Here is a 15,045-nt window from a genome sequence, read left to right on the forward strand (position 1 = left end):
AATCGAATATTCCATTTTTGAAGGCAGCCTGTTATAGCTCGCGAGCCAGCGCCGCCAGACGGCGTATTCCTTCGCGGAGCACCCCTTCGCTGGCGAAGGAGTAGCTTAGACGCAGCCAGGACTTCATCTCACCCAGCGGATCGAGAATCTCACCAGGGACAAAGGAGATGGACTGTTCCATAGCGCGCGCAAACAGCGCGGACACGGATATAGACTCCGGCAGCTTCACCCAAAGATTAAGCCCGCCCTGCGGGGGCGTCCATACCCATCCGGTAGCGGCAAGCTCCTCCTCCATAATCTCCTTATGCACCTGGAGTGCGATCCGCAGCTTCCCGAGATGCTGCTGCAGTCGCGGCGAGGTGTAGTAGTGCAGAAAGATTTTCTGGTTCAAAATCGGTGTTCCGTTATCCGCCAGCGATTTGGCGGTAATCAGCTGCTCCATGAACGGGTACCGGCAGCCAATAGCACAGATCCGCAATCCCGGAGCGACATATTTACTGAAGCTGCTAATGTAGATGACCCACCCCTCCGTATCATAGGCAAAAAATGGCGGAGGAGGTTCCTTCTCGAAATACATGTCACGAAACGGATCATCCTCCACGAGCAGACAGCGGTAACGCTCCGCCAGCTCAACCAGGAGCTTGCGCTGCCGCGCCGGAACCGTATAACCCGTAGGATTGTGGTGTGTAGGATTCATATAGAACATTCTTGGCCGGTGTCTGCGCATCAGTTCCTCGACCTGCTGAAGATCATAACCCTCAGGAGTAATCTCAACGGGTACCAGCCGGGCTCCCAAGCGCCGGAAAATATCCATCGCCACACTATACGTCGGCCGCTCCACCAGCACCGCATCCATCGGCCCGAGCATAATGCCCGCGATCAGATTGATCGCCTGCTGGGCGCCCGAGGTGATCAGCAGCTCGCGCGTCGACAACTGCAGCCTGTGCTTTTCCTGGAAGTGGCGGCTGAGCGTCCCCCGCAATTCCTCGTCCCCCTGGACAGAGGAGTAGGTTCCCATGACCTTTGGATAGAGGTCGAACACTTTTTTGACATAGTCGGACAAGAATAGGTTGGGCAGCAGTCCAGGATCAATCAAAGCTTGCGAGAACTGGAAGCTGACCGGAATCCGCTGAATATCGGACATCGGGTTCGTCAGCATATAGGAGGCTATAGCCGAATTTTCTGCCGCTTCTTCTGCCACACTGCTGACCGGTGACACGTAATAGCCGGATTTATCTTTTACATACACCTTCCCGTCTTCCATCAGCTCCCTATAAGCCTTGAATACGGTAAGCCTGTGAACCTTCAGCTCTTCAGCCAGCAGCCGGATCGACGGCAGCTTGTCATGCGTCCGCCATTCTCCACGCTCCATCCGGTTGTGCAAGTATTGATACACCTGGCGAAACAATGGGGGGTTCTGCTCTGCTCCTGCCGCTTTTTTCATCAGTCTGCGTCTCCTTTACCTAATAACTCCACCAAACCGCGAAGCCATCATTCACTTGGCCCTATTGTACAATATTTCACTCCCTATCTGTTCTGTGGTCTGCAATCTGTTCTGTCCGGTTGACGCTATGATTAACCAAACACAGGGGCGACTGCCACCTTACCATCACAAAGGGGAACTGAAACATGATTATGCTTGCTTACTCGCTCGTCTGTCTGATTTTTGGCACGACCTTCCTGGCTATCAAAATTGGCGTAGACGCCGGAATGCCTCCATTCTTCTCAGCGGGTTTACGCTTTTTCGTTGCAGGTGCAGTCCTCTTCCTCTTTATGGCCTGGAAAGGCAAAACCAGCTTGCGCCTGCTCCTGCGCAAAGAAATGCTGTTCACCGGCGCGGCGCTGACCTTCGGAACCTTTTCCGCGCTGTACTGGGCCGAGCAATATGTCTCTTCAGGGCTTGCCGCTGTGCTGTCAGCTACCGGTCCGATGATGATTCTGCTAATGCAAGCCACGTTACTCCGGCAAAAAGCACCCTCCTATTCGCTGATCGGCTGCATCATCGGATTCACCGGGGTTCTGCTGCTCGTGCTGCCTAGTCTTGCAATTGATGTCTCTCCCCTATGGCTTACCGGCTGTGCTGTAGTGCTGATCGGAGAAATATGCTACGCGGCGGGAGCCATTTACTCCAAAAACGTAACCCGCACCTTCTCCGGCGAATCGCCCGTCGCCCTAAATGCAGTCCAGATGATGTACGGCGGCGCGCTGCTGTTTCTACTATCCCTGTTTACAGAAAAGGTACACCCTGAGGTACTCCTGTCCTTTCGTACAGCCGGCTCTCTGCTCTACCTGACCGTAATCGGCTCCATGGTCGGGCATACACTGTTCTACTGGCTGGTGGCCAGAACCAATCCGGTCTTCCCGTCCACCTGGCTGTATATCTCCCCGCCGATTGCTGTCGGTGTAGGCTTCATTTTCTACGGAGAATCCGTAACCTGGATCACCCTGCTCGGCGTATTCACCATCATCGCCGGCACCGTGCTCGTCAATGCCGTCGCACTCAAGCAGCTGCTGTTCAAGCCGAAGCGAAGTACCCCGCTGGTGCAGCCAGTAGCTGCGGATGCTTATTCGCAGAAGCAGATTCTGTAAGAGCGGCTGCCTGCGCTGGAGAGCGCTGGTCGCGGAGCCGGGCGGTGCTGGCGGCGGTGCTGGGCCGCGTTCGGCGCCAACAACGGCGTTTTTGCCGTTGTTTTGGCCTACAGGCCGCGTTCGGCGCTAACAACGGCGTTTTTGCCGTTGTTTTGGCCTACAGGGCCGCGTTCGGCGCTAACAACGGCACTTTTGCCGTTGTTTTGGCCTACCAGCCCGCGCTCGGTGCTAACAACGGCATTTTTGCCGTTGTTTTGGCCTACAGGGCCGCGTTCGGCGCTAACAACGGCTTTTTCGCCGTTGTTTCTTTTTTCCTCGCCTTTACCTTTGCCCTCGCCTTTGCAAATGCCCTTGCACCTGCTCTATGAATCCACCACTTCTCTCTTCTAGCTTCTCACTTCAAGCTTGACTCTCTTCTCAACCACTCCTCTCCTCTCCTAACCTAGCTACCATCCCTTATTCCTCTTTATCCCATAGCCCTTGTTCCCTCTTCCTCATCCCCTTCCTCAATCAATCCCCCTTTCTCTCAGGTAACCCCCATACCACACTATTCATACCCTTCCCCCACAGCAAATCTCCATCATCTCCCTGGGCAGAGCATTGATGATACGCCTATCTCAATAAAAAATATATATGACGTATTATATATTGCATTAATGACCATTATTGCGTATTATATAAGCAAGTTATGGATAATATGTTTCAATAGGACGTAAGAATGGAAGGGGGGAATCGGTTATCGGTACTCCTGTTCTGTGAAGGAATGCCTGTATGTATCCGGAAAGTGGAGGGAACTTGTGATCGAACTGACATCCCGTCAACTGCAAATTATTGAAATTGTCAAAAAAAGAGCACCTATTACCGCCGAGCAGATTGCGGAGCATCTCAATCTCAGCAAGCCGACGATCCGCTCGGACTTATCCGTGCTCGTCATGCTGGAGTACATTGACGCAAAACCCAAGGTCGGGTATTTTCCCGGCAAAAAAACCTCGCAACGCCTCAGCGGCAGCTATTTGCTGAAGGAAACCAAGGTCAAGGACATTCAGAGTATCCCGATTATTATCCGCGAGACGACAACGATTCAGGATGCTGTTGTCACTCTGTTTCTGCAGGATGTCGGTACGCTGATTATCTGTGACGGGGACGGCAAGCTGACCGGAGTGGCCTCGCGCAAGGATTTCTTGAAGGTTACACTGGGCAATCCCGGTGCGGTATCCATGCCTGTGAGCATGGTAATGACCCGCCAACCCAAGGTCGTGACGGTTTCTCCCGAAGATACGGTGCTGGATGCCGCACAAAAAATGATTTTTCACGAGGTGGACAGTTTGCCGGTGGTGCTTCCCGGCATTATGGAAGAAAACAGCCCAAGTCTCGACGTTGTCGGACGGCTGACCAAAACTTCCATCGTCAAACTTCTCCTCGATCTAGAAGCCAAAGGATAACGGGAGGAATCGAAAGCGTATGGAGCCATCCTCACATTTCATTACAATATGCTCGGATTCTATAGGAGACACAGCGGAGGCTGTCGTACAGGCTGTTATCCATCAATTCCAGAATCAGCGTGTCACGATCAGAAGATACGGCAATGTAAGACATGAAGACGAGCTGCGCAAGCTGATGGAAGAGACCGCCCAGCTTCAGGGATTTGTCGCGTACACACTGGTCCAACCGGAGCTGCGGGAGATGATCCGCGAGGAAGCGGTACGTCTCGACCTGCGGATTGTGGATATCATGGGCCCGATGATGCAGGCCTTCATTGATACCTTTGATGATTCGCCCCAGGCCCGGCCAGGGCTGCTTCACCAGCTCGATGAGGATTATTTCCGCCGGATTGAGGCGATTGAATTCACCGTAGCCTGTGACGACGGGCGTGATCTTGGCGCGATGCTGAAGGCAGATATTGTACTGCTGGGCATGTCCCGTACCTCCAAGACCCCGCTCAGCATCTTTCTGGCCCACCGGGGCAAAAAGGTCGTGAATTACCCGATCGTTCCCGAAATCGGCCCGCCGCAGCAGCTGATGAGCCTGCCGCCGAACCGTCTCATCGGTCTCACCATGAAGCCCGAGTACATGCTGAAGATCCGCTCCGAGCGTCTGAAGCAGCTTGGACTTCCGGCAGGCTCGCAATATGCCAGCCTGGAGCGCATTTCTGAAGAGATGGAATATGCCGCCGTGCTGTTCCGCAAGCTGGGCTGTCCCGTTATTGATATTACAAATAAGGCGATTGAAGAAACAGCAGGTATTATTATGGGCTATATTACCGATTCTCCGTAAGTTTAGATGATTGCAGGCCTGAACCCATACAACTAACATACTGGAGGGAAACCATATGGAACGCGAATTGGCACTGGAAATTATACGGGTAACAGAACTGGGCGCTTTATCTTCAGCCCGCTGGATTGGAAGAGGCGATAAGAATGCTGCGGATGATGCGGCCACAACCGCCATTCGTTCCATGTTTGATTCCGTCTCCATTGATGGGACTGTGGTCATTGGTGAGGGTGAGATGGATGAAGCGCCGATGCTCTATATCGGCGAGCAGGTCGGGAACCGGAACGGCCCTTCGGTCGATGTAGCCGTTGATCCACTGGAAGGCACGGAAGCAGTGGCCTGCGGGCTGCACAATGCCCAAGCCGTAATTGCCATCGCGGACCGGGGCAGCCTGCTGCATGCCCCTGACATCTATATGGAGAAGCTGGCCTGCGGTCCCGAGCTCGCCGGAAGACTCAGCTTGGAGGATCCGGCTGAGGTCACCTTACGCAAAGCCAGCCTCATCACCGGCAAAGCGCTCTCCGAGTTGACGGTAATGACCCTTGACCGCAAGCGGCACGAGAAGCTCATCGCCACCCTGCGAGGACTAGGCGTGCGCGTCAAGCTGATCGGCCACGGCGATGTGGCCGGAGCCATTGCGGCAGCGCTGCCGGACAGCGATGTCGATCTGTACATGGGTTCCGGCGGAGCACCGGAAGGCGTGCTGGCAGCCGCGGCGATGAAATGCCTCGGCGGAGAGTTGCAGGGCAAGCTGCTGCCGGAGGGTCCCTTCGAGCTACAGCGCTGCCTCCTGATGGGTATCGAGAATCCGACACGCGTGCTCTCGATGGAGGATATGGTCGGCACCGGTGACGTCATTTTCGCCGCGACCGGCGTAACTTCCGGCGAATTCCTGAACGGCGTCCGCTTCATCGGCAAAGACCGTGCCGAGACCCATTCCGTCATTATGCGGGCGCAGAGCCGCACGATCCGCTATATCCGCAGTATACATTTCCTGCCTGGCAAGGATATCCCACAGGTAACGGCCAGCAGAGCGAATGCGGCTTTGATGTAAGGTACACTCCCCTCTCTTGAATCCGTTGTTTCGGGGTACAACAATAAAGAAGGGTTTCCCCTAGTCCGGCAGGACTTAGGGAAACCCTTCTTTATTATGGATACTCTAGCTTTTTGTAGCTTAACGGGTACGGCTGTGGTCTCTCAGAACTTCATTATTGTTCTTAACCTTTACTTCACCAGTCTTATCTACCCGCGCTTCCTCACGTTTCACTGTATCTTCCACACGCTCGGTCCCCTGGACTTCACGTTTATGCACATCCACTTCACCAGTGACCACCGTATTCTTGTGAACATTTACCTGTTCTTCACTTACCGGAATGCGGATCGTTTCATCTGATCCGATAGGTTCAGACGTGGAATCGTTATTCACAGCGCGCCGTTCAACCACAATTTCCTCATGGCTGACTGGAACATTGATGGTTTTCTGCTCCTCGATAATTTCCTTACGCACATTAACTTCACCCGTCTGGACCTTATTTTTGGACACATCCAGCTGTTCTTCACGCAAGCGCAGTTTACGGGCTTCGTCGTTATCCCTGTCAACATAATCAGTAGACCGCGTATTATCTAGTGTTGTGCTGTCTATGCCATCCGCGGAACCGGAGTACACATCTCCTGTCATTCCCGGCCGGTTCACATCATCAAGTCTTCTGCTCTCCCGAAGATCATGCGCCGGTGTTGAATTCATCGTATCCAGACCTGTATCCTCGCGCCCTTCCAGACCGGAGCCGTTAAATGTAGCATCTACGGTGTCGCTTACGGAATGACGGGCACTAGCCTCTGCCTGTCCTTCAGGAATTGCTTCATCTATATAACGGTCGGAGTTTGCGGAGTGATGACTGCGGAACACAGAGTACACATCACTCGCCCGGGAGCTGTCTGCATCCACCATGACAAGAATCCGGCCTTCATCCACATAGTTATCGTAACTTTGCGCTTCATCCTCCGGTATGCCAAGTCCAATCAATCCGCCTACAAGTCCGCCGGTTCCAGCGCCAACCGCAGCTCCTGCCAGCGTAGCTGCAATCGGTCCCGCAGCAAGGATAGGTCCGATCCCTGGAATGGCCAGCGCTCCAATCCCTGCCAGAAGTCCGGTTACACCACCCAGCACACCGCCGGTTGCTGCTCCTGAAGCCATTCCCTCAGGGGCTTTGGTGCCCGTCTCATTATTAATGTTATCTACATCTTGTTTGTTTCGTGCAATCACTGAGATATCGTCTGTCATAAATCCGCGGCCTTTTAACTCCTCAATAGCCTGCGAAGCCTCATGTTCGGTATAAAATACACCTACAATTTTCTTATTCATTACGATTCCCTCCTGATAGCATTTTTTTTGGGGTATTCCTTTATCATTCAGTTTGTTTCACACCTCTTACTTAACCAAACAACCAAGGCCGAAACTGTTTACTAAACCTTTCCACGCGGAATCCACAAAACAATTTATGAAACAGGAAAACATTCGGGAAATAGTCAACCAGACACATTTTCATCAAAAATATTGAAATTAAGTTAGATAATCTAACGTGTATATCCTGGTTTTTCACCATTTGTTAAGCCTTTAGGAACTTTGACCGTTACCCCGATACAGATTATACAAAAGGGACTATACTCCTCATAAGATACGGTTAACTATCATCACATTACTAAGGAGGCATAGTATGAATATGCGGCTAAAGGTTTTGAAGAAGCATCTGCTCTTCTGCTGCAGCGAGCACTGCAATAATCAGGACGTGGAAGATGTCATGCAGGAATTCAAGGAACAGCTTGTGGACAAAGGGATTAACAAAACCGTCAAAATCAATAAAACCAGCTGTCTCGGCCTTTGCGGCAACGGTCCTTTTGTTATTGTCTACCCCGACGGCATCTGGTATTACAATGTGACTACAGATGATGTGGAACGTATTGTAGAAGAGCATCTGGTGAATGGTGAGCCGGTCGAAGAACTGGTCATGCTCAAGATGGAAGCCTGATTCCGGCCCGCTCCTGTATGGCTGCCTTTTCATCATTCTATGCCCCCGCTATGCCTCCCCTATTCTCCATCCCGGAAGTCCCGCCCTACGCTTGGGGTCTGGGACTTTTTTTGCGGTTAAGCTGCCTTGGGCGATCTATTGTATAATGAGGTGTATCCTAATCCCGGAGACATTCCATACTGAAAAGAGGCTGAAGCATGGCCATATTCCAATATAATTCTGAGCGCCCTTTCCGGGGCAATCCCGATCTGCATCTTCATTATTGGGGACGTGAAGCGTGTGCTCCTGGACACAGCGTCGGCCCCGGCGTAAGGGACCTGTACAAAATCCATTTCATTCATGCGGGAACCGGCCAGGTGACTGTCGGGAGAGAAACCCATATTCTGCAGCAGGGTCAGGCGTTCCTGACGTATCCCCATATCGTTACTCATTATGCCGCAGACATGGAGCATCCCTGGACCTATTCCTGGGTTGCTTTTACAGGGGAGGAAATGGGCTATTTGCTGTCCAAAACCTCACTCGCACCCGAACACCCTGTCTTCCCTATGGATGATTCACTGATGCCCGCGCTCTATGACCGGCTTACTGCTGAGGCTGACCATGCGGGCAGTCTCGATTTGCCGCTGAAGGCGATTATGTATGAGTTCTTCGGACTGCTGGTACGCATGGTTCCGGCGGCTGCAGACCCCATCCCTCTTCCACGGCAAAAGAGCATCTACGTCGAGCAGTGCCTGCACTATCTGCATGCCCATTACTGTGAGAATGTGACCGTTGAACGCATGTCCTCCTCCCTGAAGCTGGACCGCAAATATTTATCGGCATTATTCAAAAAGACCGTCGGCCTGCCGCCTCAGCAATACCTGCTTAATTTCCGCATTGCCAAAGCCTGCGAGCTGCTGATGGAGACTCCCTGTACGATCGGTGAAATCTCACGTTCTGTCGGGTACCAGGACCCGCTCTTATTCTCGCGCATGTTCAAGAAGGTCAAAGGCTGCTCACCCAAGGAGTACCGCATCCGCCATGCCGATAATGACATTGTTCTATAAACTTCTTCCTTGCTGACATACGTTTGCCCCCACGCTTCCGCTACAATAAGCGTATGCTAACAAAACTTTAGTTTATGCTTCCGATGCGATTTTTGCCGAAGTCAATCTGGAAGCGTATGCTAACAAAACTTAGGTTTATGCTTCCGATGCGAGTTTTGCCGAAGTCTCTCAGGAAGCGTGTGCTAACAAAACTTTGAGGAGGCAACAATAAATGTATAATGCAAATCCTGAACGTTACAACCAGATGAAATACAACCGTACCGGCCGCAGCGGCCTGCTCCTTCCAGCGATTTCGCTTGGACTATGGCATAACTTTGGCGGGAATGATGTATTCGAGAACGGCCGCGCCATGATTAGAAGGGCCTTTGACTTGGGGATTACCCACTTCGACCTGGCCAACAACTACGGCCCGCCTGCCGGATCAGCCGAAGAGACCTTCGGGCAGATTCTGCGCAAAGATTTCGCCGCTTACCGCGATGAGATGATCATCTCCAGCAAAGCAGGCTATTACATGTGGCCAGGCCCATATGGCGAATGGGGCTCGAAGAAGTATCTCGCCTCCAGTCTCGATCAGAGCCTGAAACGGCTGGGACTGGATTATGTGGATATTTACTATCACCACCGTCCGGACCCGAATACACCTCTGGAAGAAACGATGGCCGCCTTGGATCTGCTGGTTCGCCAAGGTAAAGCGCTGTATGTCGGCATATCCAACTATAGACCTGAAGAAGCACGTGAAGCCGCACACATACTCCGGCGTCTCGGCACACCTTGCCTTATCCATCAGCCCAATTATTCCATGATGTCGCGCTGGATTGAAGAAGGGCTCCAGGATGTGCTCGCCGAAGAGGGCATCGGTACCATCGCCTTTTCACCGCTGCAAAAAGGCATCCTGACCGACCGCTATCTCCATGGAATCACACCGGATTCCCGCGCAGCCGGACCGAGCGTATTTCTGTCCGAGAAGGAAATTACTGCAGAAGTCATCAGCAAGGTCAGTAAGCTGAACGAGCTGGCGGCTGCACGCGGACAAAAAATGTCGCAGTTGGCCTTGTCATGGGTGCTTCGCGGCGGCAAAGTAACTTCGGCTCTGATCGGCGCAAGCAAGGTCAGCCAGATTGAGGATGCCGTTGCCTCCCTGAATGCTCCTGAGCTCAGTGCGGAAGAACTGGAGCAAATCGAGACTATTTTACGGGGATAACCTCCCACAACTACAGCACAGAAAGGAATGCAGATGAACACACACCGTTTAGGAGCATCCGATTTATACGTGAGCACTATGGGGCTCGGCTGCATGTCCCTGGGAACAGATGAAGTCAAGGCTACAGCCATCATACATGAGGCACTGGAGCTGGGAGTCAACTTCCTGGATACCGCCGATCTCTATGATGACGGCCGCAATGAAGAGATTATCGGCCAGGCGCTTCGCGGGCGCCGGGCGGATGTCATCCTTGCCACCAAAGTAGGCAACCGTAGAATTCCCGGACAAGAGGGCTGGAGCTGGGACCCATCCAAAGCCTATATCCGCTCTGCAGTGAAAGAGAGCCTGCGCAGACTGCAGACCGATTATATTGATCTCTATCAACTGCATGGCGGTACTCTTGAAGATCCGATGGACGAGTCCATTGAGGCATTTGAAGAACTGAAGAAGGAAGGGGTAATCCGATATTACGGCATCTCCTCCATCCGTCCAAATGTGATCAGGGAATATGTCTCCCGTTCCCATATTGTCAGTGTCATGAGCCAATACAGCATCCTGGACCGCCGTCCCGAGGAAGCGATTCTGCCGCTGCTGCAGCAGAACGGCATCAGCCTGATTGCCCGGGGACCGCTGGCAGGCGGGATATTAACCGAGCATGGCGCCGCCAAAGCACACCGGGATTACCTGGGCTATGACAGCGGGGAACTGCCGGTTCTCCATGAACGTCTGGTGCAGCAGACTGGAACTGCCCGCACTCTGACGGAGACCGCCCTGCATTATCCACTGGCAAATCCTGCTGTGGCCGCTATCATTCCGGGTGCAAGCAGCCTGGAGCAGCTGCGGCGGAATGCAGCCGCTGCGGCATCTCCCCCACTCACTCCGGCAGAGCTGGCTGCGATTCAGCACACCAGCAAGAGCAACCGGTACGCGCAGCACCGGTAGAGCAGCACAAGACAAAGAGGCCGTCCCTGTGGACAGCCTCTTTGTTGGTTCCCCTCACCCAAAGACCTGGGTAATGTACACCATCGCCAGCAGACCAAAGATAAAAGAATAGGTGGACGGGCGTTCGTACCCGTGACCGTGGCTCTCGGGAATCAGCTCCTTATAGACAATGAAGAGCATCGCTCCAGCGGCAAAAGCCAGCCCATACCCCACCGCGTTCTGCATATAACTGGCTGTAAAATATCCGATCACCGCCGACACCATCTCCATGAGGCCGGTTAAGGCGGCCAGCATCAACGCTTTTCGCCGGGTCACCTGGGAATTCAGCAAGAACACTGCAAGAATCAGGCCCTCCGGCATATTCTGTGCTCCGATGGCAATCGCCACCATGGGACCGAGGCTCGACTGCTCGCTGGCATAGCTGAAACCCGTACTGAGTCCTTCGGGAATATTGTGAATGAACAGAGCGATCAGCACGAGCAGAGCTTTGGAATCCATGTTGGTGAAGCCGGGTTTGTTCTCCACATCGATATGCGGAATATTGTTCTCGATTAGATCAAGAAGCAGTATTCCGGTTATCAGACCCAGGCTTAACGCGAGGATTCCCGATTCATTAATCGCCTGCGGCATTAGGCCAAAGGTGGATGCGGATACCATGATTCCGGCAGTGAAGGCCACCAGCACATCCTTCCATAGCTCGGACAATCTTCGGACAAACAGAACGGGAACCACCCCAAGCACGGTAGCCATAGCCGACAAAAAGCTGCCAAGCAGCGCAGTTTGCAAGTCTTCAACCCCTTTAGTGGACAGGACTCTTAGACCCAGCTTATGCTTCCGGCAGGCACGGTTATGTCTGTTATTTACATATATCCTCTACTGCTCCGGCAGTAGCGGCAGATACATCAAATCCTCATCCAGGTATTCAACCCCCAGCTTCATCGCCCTCGGCTCTGTGCCATAGCGGATAAATCCCAGAGATTCATACAGCCGTTTGGCGGACAAGTTAGCCGATGTTAAGGTCAGATTAAGGATTTCCAGGTCCGGTACCTGCTTCGCCCGCTTAATCAGCTCCAGCATTAAGAGCCGCCCAATCCCCTGCTTGCGCACACACGGATCAACATATACAGAATATACATGGGCTTTGTGACGGATCTTCGGTCTGCTCTCACGGAAAAAGGTTACGATACCCACCAGCCTTTCTTCCGCATCGAAGGCTCCAAGGGTGAAGTTCTCATCCGAGGGTTCCAGCCTGATCCGGGTGGTGACTATGGAGATCTTAGACTCCGACTCATAGGAACTGAGGAAAGCTTCCGGATTCTGCAGCAGCGACTGCAGCCGGAGCTCGCGGTAAATCTCCGCATCGGTAGATGTCAGCATTCTTATGTACAAAGGTATCCCTCCTGACCCGATTCTATCTTAATCTTATACTACCTTAGATATTTCCACTTGTATTGAATCGGCTAGAAGCGCTGGGCAATTGACAAAATGGCTGAATTTAGGTATATTTACTTTTATAAAATTATATTTTGCAAAATATAATTTAAATACAAATGTTTAATTCAAGAAAGGAGCTTCATGATGTCCGAGTCCAATTCTGCTTTTGGCCAGGCTCTTGTGAAATCGTTAATTGGAGAACGCGGACATATTCCGATTGCCAGAGCCTTGCCGGATATTACATCCGAGCTCGCCGGACAACGTACTGAAGGGATTCCGTACAGCATTTATCAATTATTGAAGCATATAAGCTATTGGCAGGATTTCATGCTGACCTTCCTGGAGGGGGGCAAACCGCAAGCGCCAGGAAGTGTGATGGAAAGCTGGCCGACAGAGGAAGCACCCGGGGACGAGGCAGAATGGCAGGACACCGTGAGGCATTTGCTGCAAGGCGTAGAGAAGGCGGTTGCTTTTGCCCAGACCGTACAGCTTGACGAACCGCTCCCCGGTTTTCCGGGGGAGACCAAGGGCGGAATTTTACGGAATATCGCCTCTCATAATTCCTACCATTTAGGAGAAGTTGTTCTGCTTCGCCGTCTACACGGGGCCTGGCCGCCACCTGGCGGGGGCTATCCCGCCTAATCCAACACAAAAGAGGGAATTGAAATGATGATTTTGAGTACTATACTTGTGGCGCTAGTAGCGCTGGAGCATGTGTATATTTTGGTCTTGGAGATGTTCATGTGGACCACCCCAAGAGCACAGAAGGCGTTCGGAACCACCAAGGAGTTCGCGCAGGACACGAAATCACTCGCAGCCAACCAAGGGCTGTACAATGGTTTTTTGGCCGCCGGACTGGTGTGGGGCTTGTTCCATCCGAATGACACGTTCGGATTCCAGCTTCAGCTGTTTTTTCTAATCTGTGTCGGGGTTGCAGCGGTCTATGGCGGCATCACGGCCAAGAAATCCATTCTGTTAGTCCAGGGTCTCCCGGCTTTTCTGGCGATAATCGCCCTTCTTCTGGCGAATCTGTAAATCTGATTTTTGACCATCCTATACGGACATGCGGATGACTTCCAGGTTGAGGAAAGACATTCGTAGGATAACTAAGTAAGAGGGGGCCTATAAGCTATATATTAGCTGCTTAGGCCCCCTCTTGCATTCTATTTAATAGCTATATAAATCTCCAATTCAGCATTCGCCGGATCCAAATCCCTCGCATCATATCGCTCAAAATCGCCACTATAGGTTCTTTCATCCGGTGATTCCTTGAAGTAAGTCCAGATCTCATGCCACGCCTCAGCTACTACTTCGTACACAGGTCCCTTTTTCGTCTTAAATACGAGGTATTTACTTTCGGGAACGACCGCAACTGCGTAATCATTGTTGCCTTGAACCGAATCACTGCTTGATTCATGCCCAATGACAACCGTGTAAGCTCCGCTGGCATCACTCTCATAATCCGTATACACTGCGTAAATGAAATGTGAATTCCTAGCCCAGGCTGCAGTTACGAGATTGCTCTGATAATAAGTCTCCCACAGCTTGGACAATTGCCCTTCCGGTCCTGCCTCTGCGGCGTTCGTAGTACGTACAGATACTCCGGTAATTATCAGTTTTGGCTTGTGAATTGAAAAAGTGTTCATGGTCCATCCCCCTCTTGCACTCAATTATACAAGGAGAAAGTAGACAGCTTGCTGTCATGTTTAACGGTTATCCCCCAAATCCACTATGACACCGTTGTTCTCCAGATTCTGAATGACCTGCTCTGCTTGCTTATTCAGCGGGTTATCTGCCAAAAATACTTCTTTTAAATGCGGCATAGTCTCCAGCACTTCAATATCCTGAATGAGGTTATCATCCAGATAAAGATGCTCCAAGGTTGAATTATTCTTTAACGGCGTCAAATCTTTAATTTGATTGCCGCTCAGTATGAGCCATTCTAACTTCAAATTCTGAAGAGGTCTTAGATCTGCCACCTGATTATTGCCAGCTAGAAGATCAGTCAGCTTATGTAGATTCTTAAGCGGTGCTAGACTCTTTATCTTGTTGTCTTGAACAACCAGATTTTCCAGTGAACTTAACCCAGATAGCGGTGTAAGGTCAGTAATCTGATTCCCGTCAACGGCTACAAACGTCAGTTTTTTCAGCTTACTGAGCGGTGTAATACTTTTAATCTTTTGGCCGGGAACAAATAAGCTCTGCAGGTTAACGGCATATTCAAGTCCTTGCAAACTGACGATTTTATTCTTGGATTCCATAGGATACAAAGATTCCAACTTCTGCAGATCAACCGCCTTCACCTCTTTATTAGCCGGCAGCTTTAATTCCGCCCGAATGGCTTTTGCCAAAGCCGGGTCCGTAATGAGAGATGCGGCCCAAATGGATGTTACCGGTAAGAATACGACAACCAAACAGAATACGATGATATTTTTTACTAATTTAGCAGGCATTTAGATTCTCCTTTTTAAAAACCTGAATAGTGACCCTCCTTTCTTTTATCGGATTTTTCACAAAAACTTACAGCACCTCTCCC

17 protein-coding genes are annotated in these 15,045 nt (G+C 51.6%); 11 read left to right on the top strand and 6 right to left on the bottom strand.

All coding sequences use genetic code 11. From position 1 onward, the window contains the following. Positions 1–31 precede the first annotated feature (31 nt). On the bottom strand, positions 32–1,444 hold the full coding sequence (locus AC0MA3_RS10905; protein ID WP_474656176.1) for an aminotransferase-like domain-containing protein: 1,413 nt from the start codon (positions 1,442–1,444) through the stop codon (positions 32–34). A gap of 185 nt (positions 1,445–1,629) precedes the next feature. Between AC0MA3_RS10905 and AC0MA3_RS10910 the strand changes: the two genes are divergently transcribed. From AC0MA3_RS10910 to glpX, 5 genes are all read left to right on the top strand, one after another. Further along, positions 1,630–2,589: a DMT family transporter gene (locus AC0MA3_RS10910; protein ID WP_474656177.1), complete on the top strand. Its 960-nt coding sequence runs from the start codon at positions 1,630–1,632 to the stop codon at positions 2,587–2,589. A gap of 44 nt (positions 2,590–2,633) precedes the next feature. Continuing rightward, complete coding sequence (locus tag AC0MA3_RS10915; protein ID WP_474656178.1) at positions 2,634–2,957, top strand: hypothetical protein; 324 nt, start codon at positions 2,634–2,636, stop codon at positions 2,955–2,957. A gap of 429 nt (positions 2,958–3,386) precedes the next feature. Then, entirely contained in the window at positions 3,387–4,031 is a 645-nt protein-coding gene (locus tag AC0MA3_RS10920; protein WP_474656179.1) for a helix-turn-helix transcriptional regulator, read from the top strand. Positions 4,032–4,050: 19 nt separating this feature from the next. After that, the gene (locus AC0MA3_RS10925) at positions 4,051–4,863 is read left to right on the top strand and encodes a pyruvate, water dikinase regulatory protein (protein ID WP_379154717.1); all 813 of its coding nucleotides are present in this window, start codon (positions 4,051–4,053) and stop codon (positions 4,861–4,863) included. 55 nt (positions 4,864–4,918) lie between these two features. Then, on the top strand, positions 4,919–5,914 hold the full coding sequence (glpX, locus tag AC0MA3_RS10930) for a class II fructose-bisphosphatase (protein ID WP_474656180.1): 996 nt from the start codon (positions 4,919–4,921) through the stop codon (positions 5,912–5,914). A gap of 120 nt (positions 5,915–6,034) precedes the next feature. Here glpX and AC0MA3_RS10935 read toward each other — a convergent pair whose 3' ends face one another. Further along, on the bottom strand, positions 6,035–7,222 hold the full coding sequence (locus tag AC0MA3_RS10935) for a YsnF/AvaK domain-containing protein (RefSeq protein ID WP_474656181.1): 1,188 nt from the start codon (positions 7,220–7,222) through the stop codon (positions 6,035–6,037). A 352-nt stretch (positions 7,223–7,574) separates the two neighbouring features. Here AC0MA3_RS10935 and AC0MA3_RS10940 point away from each other — a divergent pair, with 352 nt between their 5' ends. The 4 genes from AC0MA3_RS10940 to AC0MA3_RS10955 all read left to right on the top strand — a co-directional run bounded on the left by AC0MA3_RS10940 (position 7,575) and on the right by AC0MA3_RS10955 (position 11,075). Beyond that, entirely contained in the window at positions 7,575–7,886 is a 312-nt protein-coding gene (locus AC0MA3_RS10940) for a (2Fe-2S) ferredoxin domain-containing protein (protein WP_379154708.1), read from the top strand. 197 nt (positions 7,887–8,083) lie between these two features. Beyond that, positions 8,084–8,932, top strand: coding sequence for an AraC family transcriptional regulator (locus AC0MA3_RS10945; protein ID WP_379154706.1), 849 nt, complete (start codon positions 8,084–8,086; stop codon positions 8,930–8,932). 211 nt (positions 8,933–9,143) lie between these two features. Then, entirely contained in the window at positions 9,144–10,133 is a 990-nt protein-coding gene (locus tag AC0MA3_RS10950; protein ID WP_474656182.1) for an aldo/keto reductase, read from the top strand. 33 nt (positions 10,134–10,166) lie between these two features. After that, complete coding sequence (locus tag AC0MA3_RS10955) at positions 10,167–11,075, top strand: aldo/keto reductase (protein WP_474656183.1); 909 nt, start codon at positions 10,167–10,169, stop codon at positions 11,073–11,075. A 54-nt stretch (positions 11,076–11,129) separates the two neighbouring features. Here the strand turns inward: AC0MA3_RS10955 and AC0MA3_RS10960 are convergent, their stop codons facing one another. Further along, entirely contained in the window at positions 11,130–11,861 is a 732-nt protein-coding gene (locus AC0MA3_RS10960) for a ZIP family metal transporter (protein WP_379154697.1), read from the bottom strand. Between the two features lie 87 nt (positions 11,862–11,948). Then, positions 11,949–12,464, bottom strand: a complete 516-nt coding sequence (locus AC0MA3_RS10965; RefSeq protein WP_474656184.1) for an N-acetyltransferase family protein — start codon at positions 12,462–12,464, stop codon at positions 11,949–11,951. A gap of 189 nt (positions 12,465–12,653) precedes the next feature. Here AC0MA3_RS10965 and AC0MA3_RS10970 point away from each other — a divergent pair, with 189 nt between their 5' ends. Continuing rightward, complete coding sequence (locus tag AC0MA3_RS10970; RefSeq protein WP_474656185.1) at positions 12,654–13,151, top strand: DinB family protein; 498 nt, start codon at positions 12,654–12,656, stop codon at positions 13,149–13,151. Positions 13,152–13,175: 24 nt separating this feature from the next. Continuing rightward, entirely contained in the window at positions 13,176–13,544 is a 369-nt protein-coding gene (locus tag AC0MA3_RS10975) for a DUF1304 domain-containing protein (protein WP_474656186.1), read from the top strand. A 128-nt stretch (positions 13,545–13,672) separates the two neighbouring features. Here the strand turns inward: AC0MA3_RS10975 and AC0MA3_RS10980 are convergent, their stop codons facing one another. Both AC0MA3_RS10980 and AC0MA3_RS10985 read right to left on the bottom strand, forming a co-directional pair. Beyond that, a complete protein-coding gene (locus AC0MA3_RS10980) occupies positions 13,673–14,155 on the bottom strand; it encodes a GyrI-like domain-containing protein (protein WP_474656187.1) in 483 nt (160 codons plus the stop codon). A gap of 60 nt (positions 14,156–14,215) precedes the next feature. Beyond that, entirely contained in the window at positions 14,216–14,962 is a 747-nt protein-coding gene (locus AC0MA3_RS10985) for a leucine-rich repeat domain-containing protein (RefSeq protein WP_474656188.1), read from the bottom strand. Positions 14,963–15,045 lie beyond the last annotated feature (83 nt).

Source organism: Paenibacillus sp. LS-5 (assembly GCF_056121505.1).

Coding starts and splice junctions, on each gene's coding strand:
- AC0MA3_RS10905 (WP_474656176.1), bottom strand. CDS start 1,444: ATGAAAAAAGCGGCAGGAGCAGAGCAGAACCCCCCATTGTTTCGCCAG.
- AC0MA3_RS10910 (WP_474656177.1), top strand. CDS start 1,630: ATGATTATGCTTGCTTACTCGCTCGTCTGTCTGATTTTTGGCACGACC.
- AC0MA3_RS10925 (WP_379154717.1), top strand. CDS start 4,051: ATGGAGCCATCCTCACATTTCATTACAATATGCTCGGATTCTATAGGA.
- glpX (WP_474656180.1), top strand. CDS start 4,919: ATGGAACGCGAATTGGCACTGGAAATTATACGGGTAACAGAACTGGGC.
- AC0MA3_RS10935 (WP_474656181.1), bottom strand. CDS start 7,222: ATGAATAAGAAAATTGTAGGTGTATTTTATACCGAACATGAGGCTTCG.
- AC0MA3_RS10940 (WP_379154708.1), top strand. CDS start 7,575: ATGAATATGCGGCTAAAGGTTTTGAAGAAGCATCTGCTCTTCTGCTGC.
- AC0MA3_RS10945 (WP_379154706.1), top strand. CDS start 8,084: ATGGCCATATTCCAATATAATTCTGAGCGCCCTTTCCGGGGCAATCCC.
- AC0MA3_RS10950 (WP_474656182.1), top strand. CDS start 9,144: ATGTATAATGCAAATCCTGAACGTTACAACCAGATGAAATACAACCGT.
- AC0MA3_RS10955 (WP_474656183.1), top strand. CDS start 10,167: ATGAACACACACCGTTTAGGAGCATCCGATTTATACGTGAGCACTATG.
- AC0MA3_RS10970 (WP_474656185.1), top strand. CDS start 12,654: ATGTCCGAGTCCAATTCTGCTTTTGGCCAGGCTCTTGTGAAATCGTTA.
- AC0MA3_RS10975 (WP_474656186.1), top strand. CDS start 13,176: ATGATGATTTTGAGTACTATACTTGTGGCGCTAGTAGCGCTGGAGCAT.
- AC0MA3_RS10980 (WP_474656187.1), bottom strand. CDS start 14,155: ATGAACACTTTTTCAATTCACAAGCCAAAACTGATAATTACCGGAGTA.
- AC0MA3_RS10985 (WP_474656188.1), bottom strand. CDS start 14,962: ATGCCTGCTAAATTAGTAAAAAATATCATCGTATTCTGTTTGGTTGTC.